The following is an 18,986-nucleotide window of genomic DNA, read 5'->3' on the forward strand; positions in this document are numbered from 1 at the left end:
GGGAACGTTAAGGCCGGCGTTTAACGGAACAGTTTCTTCAGCAGGTTGCTCAGGAAACCGCCGCTGACGGCTGCCGGGGCGGCTTGCGCCTGCGCCGGTGCGCTGGCCGCTACGGCGATGCCGGCCGGGATTTTCTGCGCGACCGCGATGCGGCTGTCCTGGGCGGCTTTCTCTGCCGCTTCCGGGCCGTAGGCGAAGCCTTCCGCCAGCACGAACTCAACGTCGGTGATGCCGATAAAGCCCAGGAACAGCTTCACGTACGGCGTGATCAGATCCGTCGGCGTGTCGGCGTGGATGCCGCCGCGGCTGGAGATGACGATCGCTTTCTTGCCCGTCACCAGCCCTTCGGCGCCGGCGGAGGTATAGCGGAACGTCTGGCCGGCGCGGGCGATCAGATCGAAGTAGATCTTCAGCTGCGTCGGGATGTTGAAGTTGTACATTGGGGCGCTGATGATCAGCGTGTCGTGCGACTTCAGTTCGGCAATCAGCTCATCGGACAGCGCCAGGGTGCTTTGCTGGTGCGGCGTCAGCGGCTTGTCGCCGGCGGTAAAACCGGCCATCACTTCGCCATCCAGCTCCGGCAGGGTCGGGTTGGCCAAATCGCGCACGGTGAATGTGTCTTCAGGGTGAGTTTCACGCCATTGTTCAACAAAAAAATCGACTAATTTTCCAGACTGGGAATATTCACCCAGAATGCTTGATTTCAGGACCAGTACGCGGCTCATTGGCTTATCTCCAGGCGAAGTCTAATCGGTAACGATGTCAGTCGGTGTAAACGCATGGTAGAGGCAAGCCAGGAACAGTGATAGCGCAAAAATTCGCTGAGTTAAATCAAAAAACTTGAATGAGGGGCGCGAGCGCGCCCCGATGGGATCAATAACGCGCTACGCGCTCGGCCAGCAGATCGATAAAGCCTTCGCGGTTGATGCCGGTCAGCACTTCCACGTTGGCCGCGTTGCCGGTTTGCTGGAAATAGTCCACCACCGTCATGCCGACGGTGTATTCCCCTTTGGTTTCCACCCCTACCCAGCGCTCTACGCCGGTAAACAGCTGCGGCGCCAACAGCCAGGCGATGGTGCAGGGATCGTGCATCGCCGCGCCGGGCAGGCCACGCGGATGGCTGAGGTACAGCGGCAGGTAAAAATCGAGCATCTCCGCGACCGCCTGCGCGACCGGATTGTCTATCTGGCGAATGCGCTCAATATCCTGCGGCAACACCAGCGCCTGATGGGTGACGTTCAGCCCGGCCATGGTCAGCGGCACGCCGGATTTCAGCACCATTTCGGCGGCTTCGGGATCGACGAAGATGTTGAACTCCGCGACCGGCGTGGTATTGCCGGCGTTCATGCCGCCGCCCATAAATACGATGCGCTCGATGCGGTTTTTCAGCTCGGCATGCTGGGCCAACAGCAGAGCGATGTTGGTCATTGGGCCGGTCACCACCAGGGTTATCGGCTGCGGGCTGGCGCGCAGCAGGTCGGCGATCAGCTCGACGGCGCCGCGGGGATCGGGCTTGATTGTCGGCGTCGGCAGGTGGGTGTTGCCCATGCCGGTTTTGCCGTGGACATAGTCGGCGATCACCAGTTCGCGCATTAGCGGGCCGCCGGCACCGGCGGCGACCGGTATGTCCTCGCGCTGCATCAGGGTCAACAGACCCAGCGCGTTATGCAGGGTTTTCTCCGGCGTCTGGTTGCCGGCGGAGGTGGTGATGGCTTTGACGTCCAGCTCCGGCGAACGCAGCGCCATAGCCAGCGCGATGGCGTCGTCGAGGCCGGGATCGCAATCGATGATAATAGGGCGGGGCATGTTCTTTCTCCTCTGTTTGTTATCCAGCGAGCATCGGATCAAAACCGGGGAGAAACAAGCGCTTTTAGTGCCGGGCGTTTGCGCGACGGGATAAGGCGTTCAGACACCGCAGAGTTCATGAGCGCTGCGTTTCCATTCTTCCACCTCGGTTGGGTGCAAGAAGGAGTAATAGACGGTAGTGCCGTCGGGCAAGATATTTTGCAGTGCCTGCATGCAGTTGGCCTCGCAGGGGCGCAGCTCGATATACACGTTGGTGATCGGCACCTGCTCCTTATCGGCGTCAAAGCGTTCGATGCGCCTTATCGCCGCAACCAGCGCGGCCATTTCGGCATGTAGCTTGACCCAGTTATGGGTGTAGATATCCGGCGGCATCTCCATTTTCATCTGGCTATTGCCAAAGGCATAGCGAGTGCTGCCGCGCAGCTGGTATTCGATGGTGGCGCAACAGGACTCAGGCCCGAAACCCGGTTTTTCAATCAGTTTCTTCTTGTCTTCCAACGTGCGTCGAACAATCGGATAACCGGATTTGATGCTGTACTCCGCTTGTACCAGTTGAATCATGCCAGCCTCTCTGGTGGGTGAGTTAATCATCAAAGGTAGGACAGCCTGCAGGATCGCGCGTTATTTACGGTCATCGCGACGGGGAGTTTAAGATAAATCCTAACTTTGTTGAGACGGCAATGAGAGGCATTCAGGCGCATGGGTGCCGAAAAACAAGCGCCCCTTGGGGCGCTTGGGTTTAGGGCACTGCGCGATCAGTGCAGGATCTTGGCCAGGAAGTCCTTGGCGCGCTCGGACTCGGGGTTGTTGAAGAAATCGTCTTTGTTGCGGTCTTCGACGATTTTGCCTTCGTCCATAAAGATCACCCGATTCGCCACCTTACGGGCGAAGCCCATTTCGTGGGTCACCACCATCATGGTCATGCCTTCGTTCGCCAGTTCGACCATGACGTCCAGCACTTCGTTGATCATTTCCGGATCGAGCGCCGAGGTCGGTTCATCGAACAGCATGGCGATAGGATCCATGCACAGCGCGCGGGCGATGGCGACGCGCTGCTGCTGGCCGCCGGACAGCTGACCGGGGAACTTGTTGGCATGGGCGGAGAGGCCGACGCGCTCCAGCAGCTTCAGGCCCTTCTCGCGCGAGGCGGTCTTGTCGCGCTTGAGCACTTTCACCTGCGCCAGCGTCAGGTTGTCGATGATAGACAGGTGCGGGAACAGCTCGAAGTGTTGGAACACCATGCCGACCTTGGCACGCAGCTGCGCCAGGTTGGTTTTCTTGTCGTTGACCGGCGTGCCGTTCACCAGGATGTCGCCCTGCTGGATCGGCTCGAGGCCGTTGACGGTTTTGATCAGGGTGGACTTGCCGGAACCTGAAGGACCGCAGACGACGACCACTTCGCCTTTTTTCACTTCGGTGGTGCAATCGGTCAACACCTGAAAGTGACCGTACCACTTAGAAACATTTTTCAGGGATATCATCAAACAGTCCTTTTCTTCAAATAGCTTACCAGTGCCGAGGCGGCGAGGCTGATAACAAAATAGACAAAGCCGGCGAACAGGATCATTTCAACCTGGGTGCCGTCGCGTTCGCCGATGGTCGACGCGGTGCGGAAGAAGTCGGCCAGGCTCAGTACGTAAACCAGCGAGGTATCCTGGAACAGTACGATGCCCTGGGTCAGCAGCAGCGGCACCATGGCGCGAAACGCCTGCGGCAGGATCACCAGCCGCATGGATTGCCAATGGGTCATGCCCAGCGCCAGCGCGGCGGAGGATTGGCCGCGCGAGATGCTGATAATGCCGGCGCGGATGATTTCCGAATAATAGGCCGCTTCAAACAGGGAAAAGGCTACCATAGCCGAGATCAGGCGAATATCGGTTTTCGGCGATAACCCTAGAACCTGTTGTAATAAGCTAGGAACCACCAGATAGAACCACAGCAGCACCATCACCAGCGGCACCGAGCGGAACAGGTTGACGTACAGGGTGGCGAACCAGCTGATCGGTTTGAACGGCGACAGACGCATCACCGCCAGCACGGTACCCCACAGAATACCGACCACGATGGCGGTCACGGTGATCTTCAGCGTGATCACCATGCCCTGCAGCAAATAAGGGAAGCTTGGGACGATCGACGCCCAGTCAAATTCGTACATTATTTACTCCCCAGGTTGCCAGGCAACTGCACTTTCTTTTCGACCAGACGCATAAACAGCATGATAACGGCGTTGATGCCGATATAAGCCAGCGTGATGGCGGTAAAGGATTCATAGGCGTGTGCGGAGTAATCCAACAGCTTGCCGGCCTGCGCGGCCATGTCCACCAGCCCGATGGTGGAGGCGATGGCGGAGTTTTTGACCAGGTTGAGCATTTCCGAGGTCATCGGCGGCACGATCACCCGGTAGGCGTTCGGCAGCAGCACGTAGCGGTAGGTTTGCGGCAGCGTCAGGCCCATCGCCAGCCCGGCGGCTTTCTGGCCGCGCGGCAGGGACTGAATGGCGGCGCGCACCTGCTCGCATACGCGGGCGGCGGTAAACAGCCCCAGGCAGAGCATGGAGGAGACGAAGAACTGCACGTTGGGATCCAGCTCGCTTTTAAACCAGGTGCCGATATTGGCCGGCAACAGCTCGGGGATCACCAGATACCAGGTAAAGAATTGCACGATCAGCGGCACGTTGCGGAACAGTTCGACGTAACAGGTGCCGAGGGCGGAAAGAAAGCGGTTGGGCACGGTACGCAAGATACCGAACAGCGAACCGACGAAGAAAGCGATAATCCATGCACAGACGGAGAGGGCCACCGTGACCTGAAAGCCGGACCAAATCCAGCCGAGGTAAGTGGTGTTCCCAAACGGGGCCTGCTGCAGGAAGATACCCCAGTTCCAATCTATTGACATAACAAACTCCGGTAAACGGGCGCAGGGCGCCGAAGATTGATGACTTGATGAGCGCCGATCGCCGTGCGGCCAGTCTGGCTGGCTTGTTGTGTGCGGAGATCGGTGATGCGCGTTGGGGAAAATGAGGGAGGGGAACGGCCCCCCTCATACCTGTCTGTCCCAGTCATCAACTGGGCCGGTTTGGCCTGCGGCCGCCCCGGCTCTTGTTCTATTTAGTTCAACGCTTTGTCGTTAGGCTCTTTGAACAGCTGCTTCATGTCGTCCGAGAGTTCGAAGTTCATGTTGAGGTTTTTCGGTGGAATAGGCTGCTTGAACCATTTGTCAAACCACTTGGCCGCTTCACCGGAGGTTTGCGCCTGGGCGATGGTGTCATCGACCAGCTTTTTGAACTCAGGATCGTCTTTGCGCAGCATGCAGCCGTAGGCTTCTTTCGACTGCGGCGTGCCGATGATTTCCCACTGATCCGGCTTCTTGGCCTTGGCGCGCTCGCCCGCCAGCAGGGCATCGTCCATCATGAAGGCCACCGCGCGGCCGCTTTCCAGGGTGCGGAAGGAGTCACCGTGGTCTTTGGCGCTGATGATGCGCATGTTCATTTTGTCGCTGTCGTTCAGCTTGTTCAGCAGCACTTCGGAGGTGGTGCCGGAGGTGACCACCACCGGTTTACCGGCCAGGTCTTTAAAGTCTTTGATGTCGGAGCCTTTTTTCACCAGCAGACGGGTGCCGACCACGAAAATGGTGTCGGAGAAGGCGGCCTGTTTTTGGCGCTCGAGGTTATTGGTGGTGGAGCCGCACTCGAAGTCATAGGTGCCGTTTTGCAGCAGCGGGATGCGGTTCTGCGAGGTAATCGGCAGCATTTTCACCTGCAGATTCGGTGCATTAAGTTTTTTCTTAACAGCTTCAACGATTTGGTTGGAGTAGTCCTGAGAGTAGCCCACAACTTTTTGTTGGTTGTCGTAGTAGGAAAAGGGCACTGACGATTCGCGGTGGCCGACAACGATCACGCCGTTGTCTTTGATTTTCTTCAGCGTACCGGACAGGTCTTCCGCATGCGCCACGCTACCTGCCATACCGAGCAGCAGTAACGATAACGCCAATTTACGCATTTGCATGGTCCAACTCCTTTGCTGTTGTGGTGGCTCTGACTAAAGAGCGTCAGGTTAAATCGACTATTTATTGCTCAAGTTATAAAGATAGTCTTAGAACGGATAGCCGTTAAAAAATAACCGATTGTGAATACCTTGAAACTAAAATGTTTCATTTTTTGAGACGCCGCGCGCACCAAATCAATGCAACGAAACCCTGACGCCCCCGCGTGGTGCGCTCAATGCACCCAAAATGTGCACAGGTGCGACAAAACGTCAGCAAAAGTAAATCGGCGCGCGATGTCACCATAGTTAAAGCAAGGAGTGTGCCAGCCGCGTTGATTTAACGGCGTTTTCTGACCAAGGAGGGGACAGTGACGAGAACGCGGGGCGCGGCGGGCGCGCCCCGGCGAGAAGGACTATTTGCGGCGCAGGCCCAACATCAGCGCCCAGCCGCCCAGCAGCAGGGTTATCACCCACAGCGGCGTGGCGCCGAAGCGTGCGTAAGGCGTGACGCCGGTGGTCGGCGTGACCTTCACTTCGAGCACCTGACGGGTAAACTGCGGGATCTCGGCGATCACCTCGCCGTTCGCATCCACCGCGGCGGTAACGCCGTTGTTGGTGCTGCGCAGAAGCGGCCGGCCGAGCTCCAGCGCCCGCATGCGCGCCATCTGGAAGTGCTGCCACGGGCCGATAGAGTGGCCGAACCAGGCATCGTTGGAGATGGTCAGCAGGAAATTGGTGTCCGGGCGGAAGTTATCGCGTACCTGCTGGCCCAGGACGATTTCGTAGCAGATGGCCGCCGTCAGGTTGTACCCGCGTACGCTGAGCTGCGGCTGCACGTAGTCGCCGCGGCTGAAGGAGGACATCGGCAGATCGAAGAACGGCGCCAGCGGCCGCAGCAGGGTTTCCAGCGGCACGAACTCGCCGAACGGCACCAGGTGGTGCTTGTTGTAGCGATCCTTGGCCGGGTAGCTGTACGGCGTCGGTTCGCCGAGCACGATGGCGCTGTTGTAGATCTGCTGGCCCTGTGGCGTGGCGCGCACGTCGACGATGCCGGTGATCAGGCTGCTGTTCTTCGCCCGCATCAGGTCGTCCATCATGGTCAGGAAGCCGTTCTGGTTGGCTTCATAATCCGGGATGGCGGACTCCGGCCAGATGACGATCGGCGCCTTGCCCACGTACGGACGGGTTTCGTCCAGATAGGTTTGCAGCGTGCTGACCAGCGCCTTCGGATCCCATTTCATCGACTGGGCGATGTTGCCTTGCACCATGGCGACGTTCACCGCTTTCTCCGGCTGCGGAGTAAACCACTGCAGCTGGCGCAGCGGCCACGGCAACAGCAGCAGCGCGGCGGCGATGATCGCAGCCGACAGGCGGCGCTGATTGACGGCGTACACCAGCAGGCCGGCGATGGCCATCAGCACAAAGGTGATGGCGTCGACGCCCAGCAGCGGCGCGATGCCCTTCAGCGGGCCGTTGATCTGGCTATAGCCGAACTGCAGCCACGGGAAGCCGGTCAGCACCCAGCCGCGCAGGAATTCGGTCACCTGCCACAGCGCCGGCGCGGCGATGGCCAGCCGCCACCAGCGGGTGGCCGGCCACAGGCGCGTCAGCAGCCCGGCGAACAGCCCGGTATACAGCGACAGGTAAGCGGCGAGCAGCACCACCAGGAAGACGTTGACGGCGAAAGGCATGCCGCCGAAATCGGCGATGCTGACATACACCCAGTTGATGCCGCTGCCGAACAGCCCGAAGCCCCAGACAAAGCCGAGCAGGGCAGACTGTTTGGTGGTGCGATTGAGGGTAACGGCCAGCAGGCCGAACAGGGAGACGATGGCCGCGGGCCAGAAGTCGTAGGGCGAGAACGCCAGCGTCCCGCCGGCACCTGACAACAGCGCCAGCAGGGCGCGAACCCGCTGGCGTTCAAGTAATGAGGCTTTAGCCATGTTGGATTTAATCTTCCAGTTTCGGTGGTGGAGAATCGTCCGGAATTTTTACATGAACCTGGATAATACGTCGACTGTCGGCCATGGCAACTTTAAATAGGTAACCTTCGATTTCAATGGTTTCCCCGCGCGCCGGCAGGTGACCGAAGGCCTGCATCACCAGACCGCCGATGGTATCGACCTCGTCGTCGCTGAAATGGGTGCCGAAGGCTTCGTTGAAGTCTTCGATCGGGGCCAGAGCGCGCACGGTGTACATGTGGCGGCTGAGCTGGCGGATATCCAGATCGTCTTCGTCGTCGTATTCGTCTTCGATCTCGCCGACGATCAGTTCCAGAATGTCTTCGATGGTGACCAGGCCGGATACGCCGCCGAATTCGTCAATGACAATCGCCATGTGATAGCGCTGGGAGCGGAACTCTTTCAACATCCGGTCGACGCGCTTGCTTTCCGGCACCACCACCGCGGTGCGCAGCACCTTGTCGATGCTGAACGGCTCGGAGTCTGCGCGCATGAACGGCAGCAGATCCTTGGCCATCAGGATGCCTTCGATGTGATCTTTGTCTTCGCTGATCACCGGGAAGCGCGAGTGGGCGGAGTCGATAATCACGTCCAGGCACTCTTCCAGCGTCTGGTTGCGCTTGAGCGTCACCATCTGGGAGCGGGGGATCATGATGTCGCGCACGCGCTGTTCGGCGATATCCATCACGCCTTCCAGCATGTCGCGGGTATCGGGATCGATCAGGTCGTTTTGTTCGGAATCACGGATCAGCTCGACCAGATCGCCACGGTTTTTGGGTTCGCCGTGGAACAGCTGGTTAAGGATAAGAGTAAAGAACCCCTTCTTGGGACTGGGGCTGTCATTGCTTTGTGAATGGTCGTCGCTCATGGCGTTTTCGTTACTGTCACTCATGTCAGAGTTAAGGGGCGTCAGCGACAGCCCCGCATGGGGGCTGTAGGGTAAACGGCTGACGTCAGACGGGGTCTTTTTCCGCCAGGTACGGATCAGGATAACCCAGTCCGTGCATGATTTCGGTTTCCAAAGACTCCATTTCTTCGGCTTCATCGTCTTCGATGTGGTCATACCCTAGCAGATGAAGACTGCCATGGACAACCATATGCGCCCAGTGGGCCTCCAGCGCCTTGCCTTGCTCAATCGCTTCCTGTTCAACCACCTGGCGGCAGATAATCAGGTCGCCGAGCAGCGGCAGCTCGATGCCCGGCGGGGCCTCGAACGGGAAAGAGAGCACGTTGGTCGGCTTGTCTTTGCCGCGGTAGGTCAGGTTCAGCTCGTGGCTTTCCGCTTCGTCCACCAGACGCACGGTCACCTCGGCCTCTTCCTGAAATTGCGGCAGCACGCCTTCCAGCCAGCGCTGGAAGGTGGCCTCATCCGGCAGGCCGTCGCCGCTTTCACAGGCAATCTGCAGATCCAAAATCACCTGACTCATGGTGTCTCCTGCTCGGAGGCGGCGAGCGCCTCGCGCTTACGTTGTTCGGCAATCGCGTCTTTGCGTTTCTGTTCGGCCGCTTCCCAGGCCTCATAGGCGATGACTACGCGGGCCACCACCGGATGGCGCACCACGTCTTCGCTGTGGAAGAAGTTGAAGCTCAGTTCTTCCACGTCCGACAGCACTTCCACCGCGTGGCGCAGGCCGGATTTCTGGTTGCGCGGCAGGTCGATCTGGGTGACGTCGCCGGTGATGACCGCCTTCGAGTTGAAGCCGATGCGCGTCAGGAACATCTTCATCTGTTCGATGGTGGTGTTCTGGCTCTCATCCAGAATGATAAAGGCGTCGTTCAGCGTACGGCCGCGCATATAGGCCAGCGGCGCGACTTCGATCACGTTGCGCTCGATGAGCTTCTCCACGCGCTCGAAGCCCAGCATCTCGAACAGGGCGTCGTACAGCGGGCGCAGGTAAGGATCGACCTTCTGGCTCAGATCGCCGGGCAGGAAGCCCAGTTTTTCGCCGGCTTCGACCGCAGGGCGTGTCAGCAAAATGCGGCGAATTTCCTGGCGCTCCAGCGCATCCACCGCGGCGGCGACCGCCAGGTAGGTTTTGCCGGTGCCCGCCGGGCCGATGCCGAAGGTGATGTCGTGATCGAGAATGTTGGCGATGTACTGCGCCTGGTTAGGCGTACGCGGTTTCACCATGCCGCGCTTGGTTTTAATGGTGACCGCCTTGCCATAATCCGGCACGCTGTCGGCCACCTGTTCCAACACCCGGCTCTCTTTGATAGCCAGGTGGATTTGCTCTGGGTCGATATCCGGGATCACGCCGCGAATCGGCGCGGTATCCACGTACAGATGGCGCAGGATATCGGCGGCGGCAACCACGCACAGGTTTTTGCCGACCAGCTTGAAACGGTTGTCGCGGCGATTGATTTCAATGCCCAATCGGCGCTCGAGTTGCTTGATGTTGTCATCAAACGGGCCGCACAGGCTGAGCAAACGCTTATTGTCTGCGGGCTCTAACAAAATTTCTTGTGTTGCGACGTTCAAACTATTCCTCTAGGTCACATCGGGCCTGGTTGATGTCACATAGCGCGTTCGGGACGCGCGCGTTCAGGACGAGCCTGAATACTCTCTTTCTTGAATTATTCATGGTGCGCCGCAACGGCGCAAGTTTACCGCTGATCTATCTGTGCGCCATCGGCGGAATTCAAGGGAAGATAAGGAAAAAACGCGGCGGGGCGCAAAGCCCGCCGCGTCATCACAGAACAAGGCCGCCGTGAATCAGTTCTTTTTCACGAACTCGGATTTCAGCTTCATCGGGCCGAAGCCGTCGATTTTGCAGTCGATGTTGTGATCGCCTTCGACCAGGCGAATGTTTTTCACCTTGGTGCCGATCTTCAGCATCGAGGAGCTGCCTTTGACCTTCAGGTCTTTGATCACGGTGACCGCATCGCCGTCCGCCAGCAGATTGCCGTTGGCGTCTTTGACGATCAGCGCGTCCTGATCTTCCGCCGGGGCGCTGTCGCTCCACTCGTGGGCGCACTCAGGGCAGATGAACAGGGCATTGTCCTGGTAGGTGTATTCGGAGTTGCACTTCGGGCAGTGTGGGAGTTGCATGTTATGTCGCCTCTTCAACAATAAAAAAATAAAAAAGAAAATCACCGGGCGCGGGCGCCCGGCGGAGAAACGGTAAGGAGTAGCGCGAATGGGCGGCGATAAGGCGGCCGCCGCGGCGTCAGGGCTGGTAAATGCCGACGCCCAGCGCGTTTTCTTTGCGGGTACGGGCGATCACCGACTGCGGGGATTCATGTACGCGCAGATCCATCTGCTGTTCGGTGCGCACCACTGCGCCACGCAGGGTGTTGGTCAGCACCTCGGTAATTTCCACGTCGACGAACTGGCCGATCATGTCGGGCGTGCCCTCGAAGTTTACCACACGGTTGCACTCCGTGCGCCCGGCCAGCTCCATCACGCTTTTGCGCGAGGTGCCCTCCACCAGGATGCGCTGGACGGTGCCGAGCATGCGGCGGCTGAACTGCAGCGCTTGCTGGTTGATGCGATCCTGCAGAATATACAGCCGCTGTTTTTTCTCTTCTTCGCTGACGTCGTCGACCATGTCCGCCGCCGGGGTGCCCGGGCGCGACGAATAGATGAAGCTGAAGCTGACGTCGAAATTGACATCGGCGATCAGGTTCATGGTCTGTTCGAAGTCGGCCTGGCTTTCGCCCGGGAAACCGACGATGAAATCGGAGCTGAGCTGAATGGCCGGCCGCGCCTTGCGCAGCTTGCGGATAATCGCCTTGTACTCCAGCGCGGTGTGCGCGCGTTTCATCATGGTCAGGATGCGATCCGAACCGCTCTGCACCGGCAGATGCAGGAAGCTGACCAGCTCCGGCGTGTCTTCGTACACCGCGATGATGTCATCGGTGAACTCGATAGGGTGGCTGGTGGTGAAGCGAATGCGATCGATGCCGTCGATGGCCGCCACCAGGCGCAGCAGTTCGGCGAACGAACAGATCTCGCCGTCATGCGTGGCGCCGCGGTAAGCGTTGACGTTTTGGCCGAGCAGGTTGACCTCGCGCACGCCCTGCGCCGCCAGTTGGGCGATTTCGAACAGCACGTCGTCGCTCGGGCGGCTCACCTCTTCGCCGCGGGTGTAAGGCACCACGCAGAAGGTGCAGTATTTGTTGCAGCCTTCCATGATCGACACGAATGCGGTCGGGCCTTCGGCGCGCGGTTCCGGCAGACGGTCGAATTTTTCGATCTCGGGGAAGCTGATGTCGACCACCGGGCTGCGGGTGCCCTGAACGTGATTGATCATTTCCGGCAGGCGGTGCAGGGTCTGCGGGCCGAAGACCACGTCGACGCAGGGCGCGCGGCTGCGGATCAGTTCGCCTTCTTGCGAGGCCACGCAACCGCCGACGCCGATGATCACCGACGGATTTTTTTCTTTCAGCAAGCGCCAGCGCCCCAGCATGGCGAAAACTTTCTCCTGCGCTTTTTCACGGATCGAGCAGGTGTTCAGCAGCAGCACGTCCGCCTCTTCGGCGTTTTCGGTCCACTCGAAGCCGTGCGTGCTGTTCAACAGGTCGGCCATTTTCGATGAATCATACTCATTCATCTGGCAGCCCCAGGTTTTGATATGTAGTTTTTTCGTCATTGACTTGCCATTACTCAGTGCGGAGCGAAAGTTGCGTTACGCGACATGCAGGGCGCGTATTGTAATCATTTGCCGCCGTTGTGACCAGCGCGGGGGAAAATGGCGCGCGACCTGAAGCCGGAGCGAAAATCCGGTACACTGCGCAAAACGCCATGCCGGGTGGGATGGTGAGCATTCACACAGAAAACATAGCCAATATGAAGACATCTCAAAATCGGTATGACGCGGTGGTGGTGGGCGGCGGCATGGTCGGCGCGGCGGCGGCCCTGGGGCTGGCGCAGGCGGGCTGGTCGGTGGCGTTGCTGGAACATCAGGCGCCGCAGGCGTTCGAGGCGCAAAGCCCGCCGGATCTGCGCATTTCCGCTATCGGCTGCACCTCGGTGGGGCTGCTGAAACAGCTCGGCGCCTGGCAGGCCGTGACGGCGATGCGCACGGCGCCGTATCGCCGGCTGGAGACCTGGGAATGGGCGTCGTCGCGCGTGGCGTTCGACGCGGTGTCCCTGGGGCTGCCCGAGCTGGGCTTTATGGTGGAAAACCGCATTCTGCAGCTGGCGCTGTGGCAGCAGTTCGCGCAGTGCGCCAACCTGACGCTGCTGTGCCCCGCCAGGCTGCAATCGCTGCAGCGGGCGGACAATGCCTGGCAGCTGACGCTGGACGGCGGCGAGACGCTGCAGGCGCGTCTGGTTGTCGGCGCCGACGGCGCCAACTCGCAGGTGCGCAAGCTGGCGGCGATCGGCACCAACGGCTGGCAGTATCGTCAGGCGTGCATGTTGATCACCGTCGATACCGGCGCGCCGCAGCAGGATGTGACCTGGCAGCGTTTCTTCCCGTCCGGGCCGCGCGCCTTCCTGCCGCTGTACGACAGCTGGGCGTCGCTGGTGTGGTATGACAGCCCGCAGCGCATTCGCCAGCTGCAGGCGATGCCGCCGGCGCAGCTGGAGCGTGAGATCGCCGCCGCTTTCCCGGCGCGACTGGGCCCGGTCAAGGTGCACGCCGCCGGTTCGTTCCCGCTGACGCGGCGTCATGCGCAGCGCTACGTGCTGCCGGGGCTGGCACTGCTGGGGGATGCGGCGCATACCATCAACCCGCTGGCGGGGCAGGGCGTCAATCTGGGGTATCGCGACGTGGATGCCTTGCTGAACGTATTGAGCGACGCGCGGGAGCAGGGAGAGGACTGGAGCAGCGAGGCGGTACTGCTGCGTTATCAGCGCCGCCGCCGTACCGACAATCTGCTGATGCAGAGCGGGATGGATCTGTTCTATACCGCTTTCAGCAATAACCTGGCGCCGCTGAACGTGGCGCGCAATCTGGCGCTGATGGCCGCGCAGCGGGCGGGCAAGCTGAAAGAGCATGCGTTGAAGTACGCGTTGGGATTGTAACCGACAGGGCTCAGCTGCGGCTGGGCCCGTTAGGATTGGCTGAACGCCAGACAGCAAAAAGCCCGCCGAAGCGGGCTTTTCTAAATATGGCTGGGGTGCCAGGATTCGAACCTGGGTATGCTGGTATCAGAAACCAGAGCCTTACCGCTTGGCGACACCCCAATTATGGTGGCTACGACGGGATTTGAACCTGTGACCCCATCATTATGAGTGATGTGCTCTAACCAGCTGAGCTACGTAGCCGATGTTACTTTTTACTTCTTTGATTTGCAAGCAGTTTGTTATGGCTGGGGTACCTGGATTCGAACCAGGGAATGCCGGTATCAAAAACCGGTGCCTTACCGCTTGGCGATACCCCACCTGCAAACAAATCTTATGTTGAAACCCATTCCCGAAAGAATATGGCTGGGGTACCTGGATTCGAACCAGGGAATGCCGGTATCAAAAACCGGTGCCTTACCGCTTGGCGATACCCCATCAACATACTGCGCCGACGATGAAGAGAAATGGTGCGGGAGGCGAGACTTGAACTCGCACACCTTGCGGCGCCAGAACCTAAATCTGGTGCGTCTACCAATTTCGCCACTCCCGCAATGCAAAAAAGAGATGGTGGCTACGACGGGATTCGAACCTGTGACCCCATCATTATGAGTGATGTGCTCTAACCAGCTGAGCTACGTAGCCCTCTTTTTTTGCTTTGCCTTCATCGGCGTTGCGGGGCGCATTATGCGTATATGACCGATTTGCGTCAACAAGTTTTTTCCCGAAAAAGTGCCGGGAAGCGCCGTTTGTCTGGGTTGTGAACATTATGGCGATAAAATCGGCAATTCAGGCAGTTGGCGGGGGGAAAAGGCAACAAAAAGGCGGGCCAAAAGGCCCGCCTTGGGGAAAACGCCGCGCGATTATTTATAGGCGGCTTGGTGCACGCCGACGGCGCGGCCGGAAGGATCGTCCATCTTCTTGAACGATTCGTCCCATTCGATGGCCTTGGCGGACGAACAGGCGACGGACGGGCCGCCCGGCACGCATTCGGCGGCGCTCGGCAGCGGGAACAGCTCCTCGAAGATCTCGCGGTACAGGTAGCCTTCTTTCGAGGTCGGCGTGTTGTACGGGAAGCGGAAACGCGCGGTTTCGAGCTGTTGATCGCTGATTTGCTGCGCAGCGACCTCTTTTAGCGTGTCGATCCAGCTGTAGCCGACGCCGTCGGAGAACTGCTCTTTTTGGCGCCAGGCCACGCTGGCCGGCAAATAGGACTCGAAACATTCGCGGACGATGTGTTTTTCCATTTTGCCGTTGCCGCACATTTTATCTTTCGGGTTGATGCGCATCGCCACGTCGAGGAATTTCTTGTCCAGGAACGGCACGCGGGCCTCAACGCCCCAGGCGGACATCGCCTTGTTGGCGCGCGCGCAGTCGAACATATGCAGCGCCAGCAGCTTGCGCACGGTCTCTTCGTGGAATTCGCGGGCGTCCGGCGCCTTATGGAAGTAAAGGTAGCCGCCGAACACTTCGTCCGCGCCTTCGCCGGAGAGCACCATCTTGATACCCATCGCCTTGATTTTGCGCGACATCAGGTACATTGGCGTCGAGGCGCGAATGGTGGTGACGTCATAGGTTTCGATGTGGTAAATCACGTCGCGGATGGCGTCCAGGCCTTCCTGCACGGTGAAGTGGATCTCATGGTGCACGGTGCCCAGATGGTTGGCGACCTCCTGCGCGGCGCGCAGATCCGGCGAGCCTTCCAGACCGACGGCGAAGGAGTGCAGCTGCGGCCACCAGGCTTCGCTGCGCTCCTGATCTTCCACGCGGCGCGCGGCGTACTTCTTGGTGATCGCCGAGATGACCGAGGAATCCAACCCGCCCGACAGCAGCACGCCGTAAGGCACGTCGGACATCAGGTGGCTTTTCACCGACTCTTCCAGCGCGGTGCGCAAGGCGGCGGCGTCGGTCACGTTGTCTTTGACGCTGTCGTAATCGAACCAGTCGCGGCGATAGTATTCGCGGATCTCACCGTCCTGGCTCCACAGGTAGCTGCCGGCCGGGAATTCCTTGATGGTGCGGCACACCGGCACCAGCGCCTTCATTTCCGAGGCGACGTACAGGTTGCCGTGCTCATCGTGGCCCATGTACAGCGGGATGATGCCCAGGTGATCGCGGCCGATCAGGTAAGCGTCTTTTTCGGTGTCATACAGGGCGAAGGCGAACATGCCTTGCAGATCGTCGAGGAAATCCGGGCCTTTCTCCTGGTACAGCGCCAGGATCACTTCACAGTCGGACCCGGTCTGGAACGCGTAGCGGTCGCTCAGCTGTTGGCGCAGCGCCTGGTGGTTGTAAATTTCGCCGTTGACCGCCAGAACGTGGGTGTGCGCGGCGTTGTACAGCGGTTGAGCGCCGTTGTTGACGTCGACGATCGACAGGCGTTCGTGGGCCAAAATGGCTTTGTCGCTGGCGTAAACGCCGGACCAATCCGGGCCGCGGTGGCGCATCAGACGCGACAGCTCCAGCGCTTTCTTACGCAGTTCAACGGGATCGGACTTCAGATCGAGCACACCGAAAATAGAACACATACAACTCTCCTAACGGGCTTTCATGACTGTGATGTTGTTTTTTACTGTTATGGGCAGCATTGCCGATTCATCAGCGATAACGCGGTTTTGCTGCGCTGTGGTTATGAAAATGCGCCTAAAGCTGCAGGTAATGCAAGCGTTTTAGCCATACGCTGAGAAATAGTTGTTTGCGTGGCTGCGATTTTTAACGGATTTTCAGTTATTGGCGGGAAAATTTAACGATTATGCAATTTTTAGCGTGATGACGGGATTGCCGGCCGGTTTGGCCGGCAATCGATTAGCGATTAGGCGATAAGCTGCCACAGGGTGAAGGCGGCGTCCGGCGTCCAGCCGGCGTTGGAGGTGTGCGCCTGGATACAGGTGTATTTCTTGCCTTTATAACTCACCACGTCGCCGGCTTTGTAGCTGTGGTTGTTCTGCCACTCGGGCGCCCCCGGATCGGGTGGCGTGCCGTCGTTGGCGGTTTTAACCGCCAGCGCGCTGCTCGGCAGCGAGGTATTGCCCTGGCTGTCGGTGGCGGTAACGAAGTAGCTGTACTGGGTGGCCGGGGTCAGGCCGCTGTCGGCCAGCGACAGGCCGGCGGTCTGGCCGATCGGGGTGCCGTTGCGGTAGACGGTGTAACTGGCGATCGGTAAGGCGCCGGTGGCGGCGGCCCAGCTCAGCTTCAGCGAGGTGGCGCCCAGCTCGGCGACCGTCAGCGCAGTCGGTGCATTAGGTTTTCCCGGCGGTGGGGTAACGCCGCCCTGAATCAGCGGCGCGTAGCGGGTTTTGAATTCCCAGTTGTAGGCCACGCCGGCTTTGCTCTTACCGTTGTCCCAGTTGATTGACCAGGTCATCAGGCCCTTGATCGACAGGTTCTTGGCGTCGAGACGCGAGAAAGCGTTATATACCGCCTGTTTATCGATCACGTAGCCGGTGGCGGCGGCGTCGTTGTTGCTCGGCAGGCCGATGACGAATTTTGCGGCCGGGATCTTTGCATAGCCGCGGGTGCCGGTGACCAGGCTTTCCGTCAGGTAGTAGAGGAAGTCCTCTTTCATGGCGTCGTTATTCTGCGTGATCCAGGCGTTGAGTTCGTCCACCCAAATACCGTCGCCACCCTGGTTATAATATTGCGGCGCGATAAAGTCATAATAGCCTTCGAGGGCGTTGATATAATCCAGGTAGGTGCCGTTGGTGCGTAAATACGGGAATTCCGGCGCCATGCTGATAATAAAGTTTTTCCCCTGCGCGGCGTAATAGTCTTTTACTTTTTTCAATGCCGCAGGCAAGACGGTTTTATTATTGGCCGCACCGATTGCCGCCTGTTCCAAATCGATATCCAGGCCGTCGAAGCCATAGACTTCCACCAGACGAATAATCTCGTCTTTCAGCTTATCTTCGTCGCCGGTTTTCAGCTCGATATGCGCGTCTGCGCCGCCGAGGGAGATCAGCACCGCGCGGCCCTGGCTGTTCAGCACGCCCACCTGGCGGCGGAACTCGGCGTCGGACAGGTTGTACGGTTTGAAGGTTGGGATGCCCTGGCCTTTCATAAAGGCGACGGCCACCACGTTGTATTCGGCGGGAATGTCGGTCAGGTTCATATTGGCGAACTGGCCTTGCTGATAGCCGTCACTGGCACCGGCGGCCCAGTTGTGCCAAAAACCCATCAGGATTTTTTTATTGGCGATAGTCGGCATAATGGCTGCGTCATCGGCGGCGGCATTAATCATGTTATTTGTGCTCATGGTAGCCTCATTAATTAGGGGGAAAGGTTTTCCGCTGGCCGGCAATATCAGCTATTGGCGGGGCGTAAGGTTATAATGAGGATTTTTAGCGCAGGCAGGCTGAAACCTTTTGCGGCCATGAACGAATTAAATTCAAACTGCGGTCAGGAAGAGAAAATAATGGCGGCCGGGCAGCCGCCATAAATGCATCAGAAGATGGTGATATCGGCAACGGAAGGGTAGACGTAGCTCGGGCGGAACGGCATGGTTTCAATGTCGCTCAGCGTGGAGACGCCGGACAGCACCAGCACGGTTTCCAGACCGGCCTGGAAGCCCGCCAGAATGTCGGTGCGCAGGTTGTCGCCGACGATCACCGTCTCTTCCGAGTGCGCCTGCATTTTGTTCAATGCGGCGCGAATGATCCACGGGCTGGGCTTGCCGACGTAAAACGGCTTGCGGCCGGTGATCTTCTCGATGGGGGCGCACAGCGCGCCGCAGGCCGGCGAGAAGCCGTGGCCGTGGCTATCCGGGTTGGTGGCGATAAAGCGTGCGCCGTTACTGACGAAGTAGGCGGCCTTGTGCATCATGTCCCAGTTGTAAGAGCGGGTTTCACCGACGATCACGAAATCCGGGTTGATGTCGGTGATGGTGAAACCGGCTTTGTACAGCTCATGGATCAGAGCGCCTTCGCCGACCACGTAGGCTTTTTTGCCTTCCTGGCGGCGCAGGAAATCGGCGGTGGCCATCGCCGAGGTATAGAACGCGCTCTCCGGCACTTCCAGCCCGGCGGCGGCGAAGCGGTTCGCCAGATCCTGCGCGGTCTGTGACGGGTAGTTGGTCAGCACCACCAGCGGCATGCCTTGTTCCTGGATGCGCGCCAGGAACAGATCGGCGCCGGGCACCGGCGTATTGTCATGCAGCAGCACGCCGTCGATATCGCATATAACGTTTTTGATTTTCATTTGTCGCTGTTTCTCATGATTACGGCAGGCAAG

At 59.2% G+C, this 18,986-nt stretch carries 17 protein-coding genes and 6 tRNA genes; 1 reads left to right on the forward strand and 22 read right to left on the reverse strand.

Annotation, left to right across the window (positions count from 1 at the left end; translation table 11 throughout):
- Positions 1-20: 20 nt before the first annotated feature.
- The 13 genes from V8N38_RS05670 to miaB all read right to left on the reverse strand — a co-directional run bounded on the left by V8N38_RS05670 (position 21) and on the right by miaB (position 12,342).
- Positions 21-725, reverse strand: coding sequence for an FMN-dependent NADH-azoreductase (locus V8N38_RS05670; RefSeq protein WP_060440522.1), 705 nt, complete (start codon positions 723-725; stop codon positions 21-23).
- A 148-nt stretch (positions 726-873) separates the two neighbouring features.
- Positions 874-1,806 (reverse strand): pyrimidine-specific ribonucleoside hydrolase RihA, encoded by a 933-nt coding sequence (gene rihA, locus V8N38_RS05675; protein WP_087763321.1) that lies wholly within the window; start codon positions 1,804-1,806, stop codon positions 874-876.
- A 99-nt stretch (positions 1,807-1,905) separates the two neighbouring features.
- Positions 1,906-2,367, reverse strand: a complete 462-nt coding sequence (locus V8N38_RS05680; protein WP_060423582.1) for a hypothetical protein — start codon at positions 2,365-2,367, stop codon at positions 1,906-1,908.
- A 194-nt stretch (positions 2,368-2,561) separates the two neighbouring features.
- On the reverse strand, positions 2,562-3,287 hold the full coding sequence (locus V8N38_RS05685; RefSeq protein ID WP_019454076.1) for an amino acid ABC transporter ATP-binding protein: 726 nt from the start codon (positions 3,285-3,287) through the stop codon (positions 2,562-2,564).
- Positions 3,287-3,961: a glutamate/aspartate ABC transporter permease GltK gene (gltK, locus tag V8N38_RS05690; RefSeq protein ID WP_004939982.1), complete on the reverse strand. Its 675-nt coding sequence runs from the start codon at positions 3,959-3,961 to the stop codon at positions 3,287-3,289. The genes V8N38_RS05685 and gltK overlap by 1 nt, the downstream gene beginning before the upstream one ends.
- Positions 3,961-4,701, reverse strand: a complete 741-nt coding sequence (locus V8N38_RS05695) for an amino acid ABC transporter permease (protein WP_019454074.1) — start codon at positions 4,699-4,701, stop codon at positions 3,961-3,963. The genes gltK and V8N38_RS05695 overlap by 1 nt, the downstream gene beginning before the upstream one ends.
- Positions 4,702-4,913: 212 nt before the next feature.
- The gene (locus V8N38_RS05700) at positions 4,914-5,810 is read right to left on the reverse strand and encodes an amino acid ABC transporter substrate-binding protein (RefSeq protein ID WP_038877465.1); all 897 of its coding nucleotides are present in this window, start codon (positions 5,808-5,810) and stop codon (positions 4,914-4,916) included.
- 392 nt (positions 5,811-6,202) lie between these two features.
- Positions 6,203-7,732 (reverse strand): apolipoprotein N-acyltransferase, encoded by a 1,530-nt coding sequence (gene lnt, locus V8N38_RS05705; RefSeq protein WP_060423584.1) that lies wholly within the window; start codon positions 7,730-7,732, stop codon positions 6,203-6,205.
- A gap of 7 nt (positions 7,733-7,739) precedes the next feature.
- Positions 7,740-8,618 carry a CNNM family magnesium/cobalt transport protein CorC gene (gene corC, locus V8N38_RS05710; RefSeq protein ID WP_004939973.1) on the reverse strand — a complete coding sequence of 293 codons (879 nt, stop codon included), beginning with the start codon at positions 8,616-8,618 and terminating at the stop codon, positions 7,740-7,742.
- 85 nt (positions 8,619-8,703) lie between these two features.
- Complete coding sequence (ybeY, locus tag V8N38_RS05715; protein WP_033637441.1) at positions 8,704-9,177, reverse strand: rRNA maturation RNase YbeY; 474 nt, start codon at positions 9,175-9,177, stop codon at positions 8,704-8,706.
- Positions 9,174-10,229: a PhoH family protein gene (locus tag V8N38_RS05720; protein WP_025301852.1), complete on the reverse strand. Its 1,056-nt coding sequence runs from the start codon at positions 10,227-10,229 to the stop codon at positions 9,174-9,176. Before V8N38_RS05720 ends, ybeY begins: the two co-directional genes overlap by 4 nt.
- Positions 10,230-10,463: 234 nt before the next feature.
- Positions 10,464-10,799: a zinc ribbon domain-containing protein YjdM gene (locus tag V8N38_RS05725; RefSeq protein WP_004939967.1), complete on the reverse strand. Its 336-nt coding sequence runs from the start codon at positions 10,797-10,799 to the stop codon at positions 10,464-10,466.
- Positions 10,800-10,917: 118 nt separating this feature from the next.
- Complete coding sequence (miaB, locus tag V8N38_RS05730) at positions 10,918-12,342, reverse strand: tRNA (N6-isopentenyl adenosine(37)-C2)-methylthiotransferase MiaB (protein ID WP_038877474.1); 1,425 nt, start codon at positions 12,340-12,342, stop codon at positions 10,918-10,920.
- A gap of 197 nt (positions 12,343-12,539) precedes the next feature.
- Between miaB and ubiF the strand changes: the two genes are divergently transcribed.
- Positions 12,540-13,721, forward strand: coding sequence for a 3-demethoxyubiquinol 3-hydroxylase (gene ubiF, locus V8N38_RS05735; RefSeq protein ID WP_055316092.1), 1,182 nt, complete (start codon positions 12,540-12,542; stop codon positions 13,719-13,721).
- Positions 13,722-13,808: 87 nt separating this feature from the next.
- On the opposite strand, the gene V8N38_RS05740 is transcribed toward ubiF, so the two are convergent.
- From V8N38_RS05740 to V8N38_RS05780, 9 genes are all read right to left on the reverse strand, one after another.
- Positions 13,809-13,883: transfer RNA gene (locus V8N38_RS05740), tRNA-Gln, on the reverse strand.
- Between the two features lie 4 nt (positions 13,884-13,887).
- A tRNA-Met gene (locus V8N38_RS05745) sits at positions 13,888-13,964 on the reverse strand.
- Positions 13,965-14,005: 41 nt separating this feature from the next.
- Positions 14,006-14,080: transfer RNA gene (locus V8N38_RS05750), tRNA-Gln, on the reverse strand.
- 43 nt (positions 14,081-14,123) lie between these two features.
- Positions 14,124-14,198: transfer RNA gene (locus V8N38_RS05755), tRNA-Gln, on the reverse strand.
- A gap of 30 nt (positions 14,199-14,228) precedes the next feature.
- Positions 14,229-14,313, reverse strand: a tRNA-Leu gene (locus V8N38_RS05760).
- Between the two features lie 15 nt (positions 14,314-14,328).
- Positions 14,329-14,405, reverse strand: a tRNA-Met gene (locus tag V8N38_RS05765).
- 218 nt (positions 14,406-14,623) lie between these two features.
- Entirely contained in the window at positions 14,624-16,288 is a 1,665-nt protein-coding gene (gene asnB, locus V8N38_RS05770; protein ID WP_004939961.1) for an asparagine synthase B, read from the reverse strand.
- Positions 16,289-16,572: 284 nt separating this feature from the next.
- Entirely contained in the window at positions 16,573-18,012 is a 1,440-nt protein-coding gene (locus V8N38_RS05775) for a carbohydrate-binding protein (protein WP_147839424.1), read from the reverse strand.
- 188 nt (positions 18,013-18,200) lie between these two features.
- Positions 18,201-18,953, reverse strand: coding sequence for an HAD-IIA family hydrolase (locus V8N38_RS05780; protein ID WP_004939957.1), 753 nt, complete (start codon positions 18,951-18,953; stop codon positions 18,201-18,203).
- Positions 18,954-18,986 lie beyond the last annotated feature (33 nt).

The organism is Serratia nevei (genome assembly GCF_037948395.1).
In the GTDB taxonomy this organism is placed as follows: Bacteria; Pseudomonadota; Gammaproteobacteria; order Enterobacterales; family Enterobacteriaceae; genus Serratia; species Serratia nevei.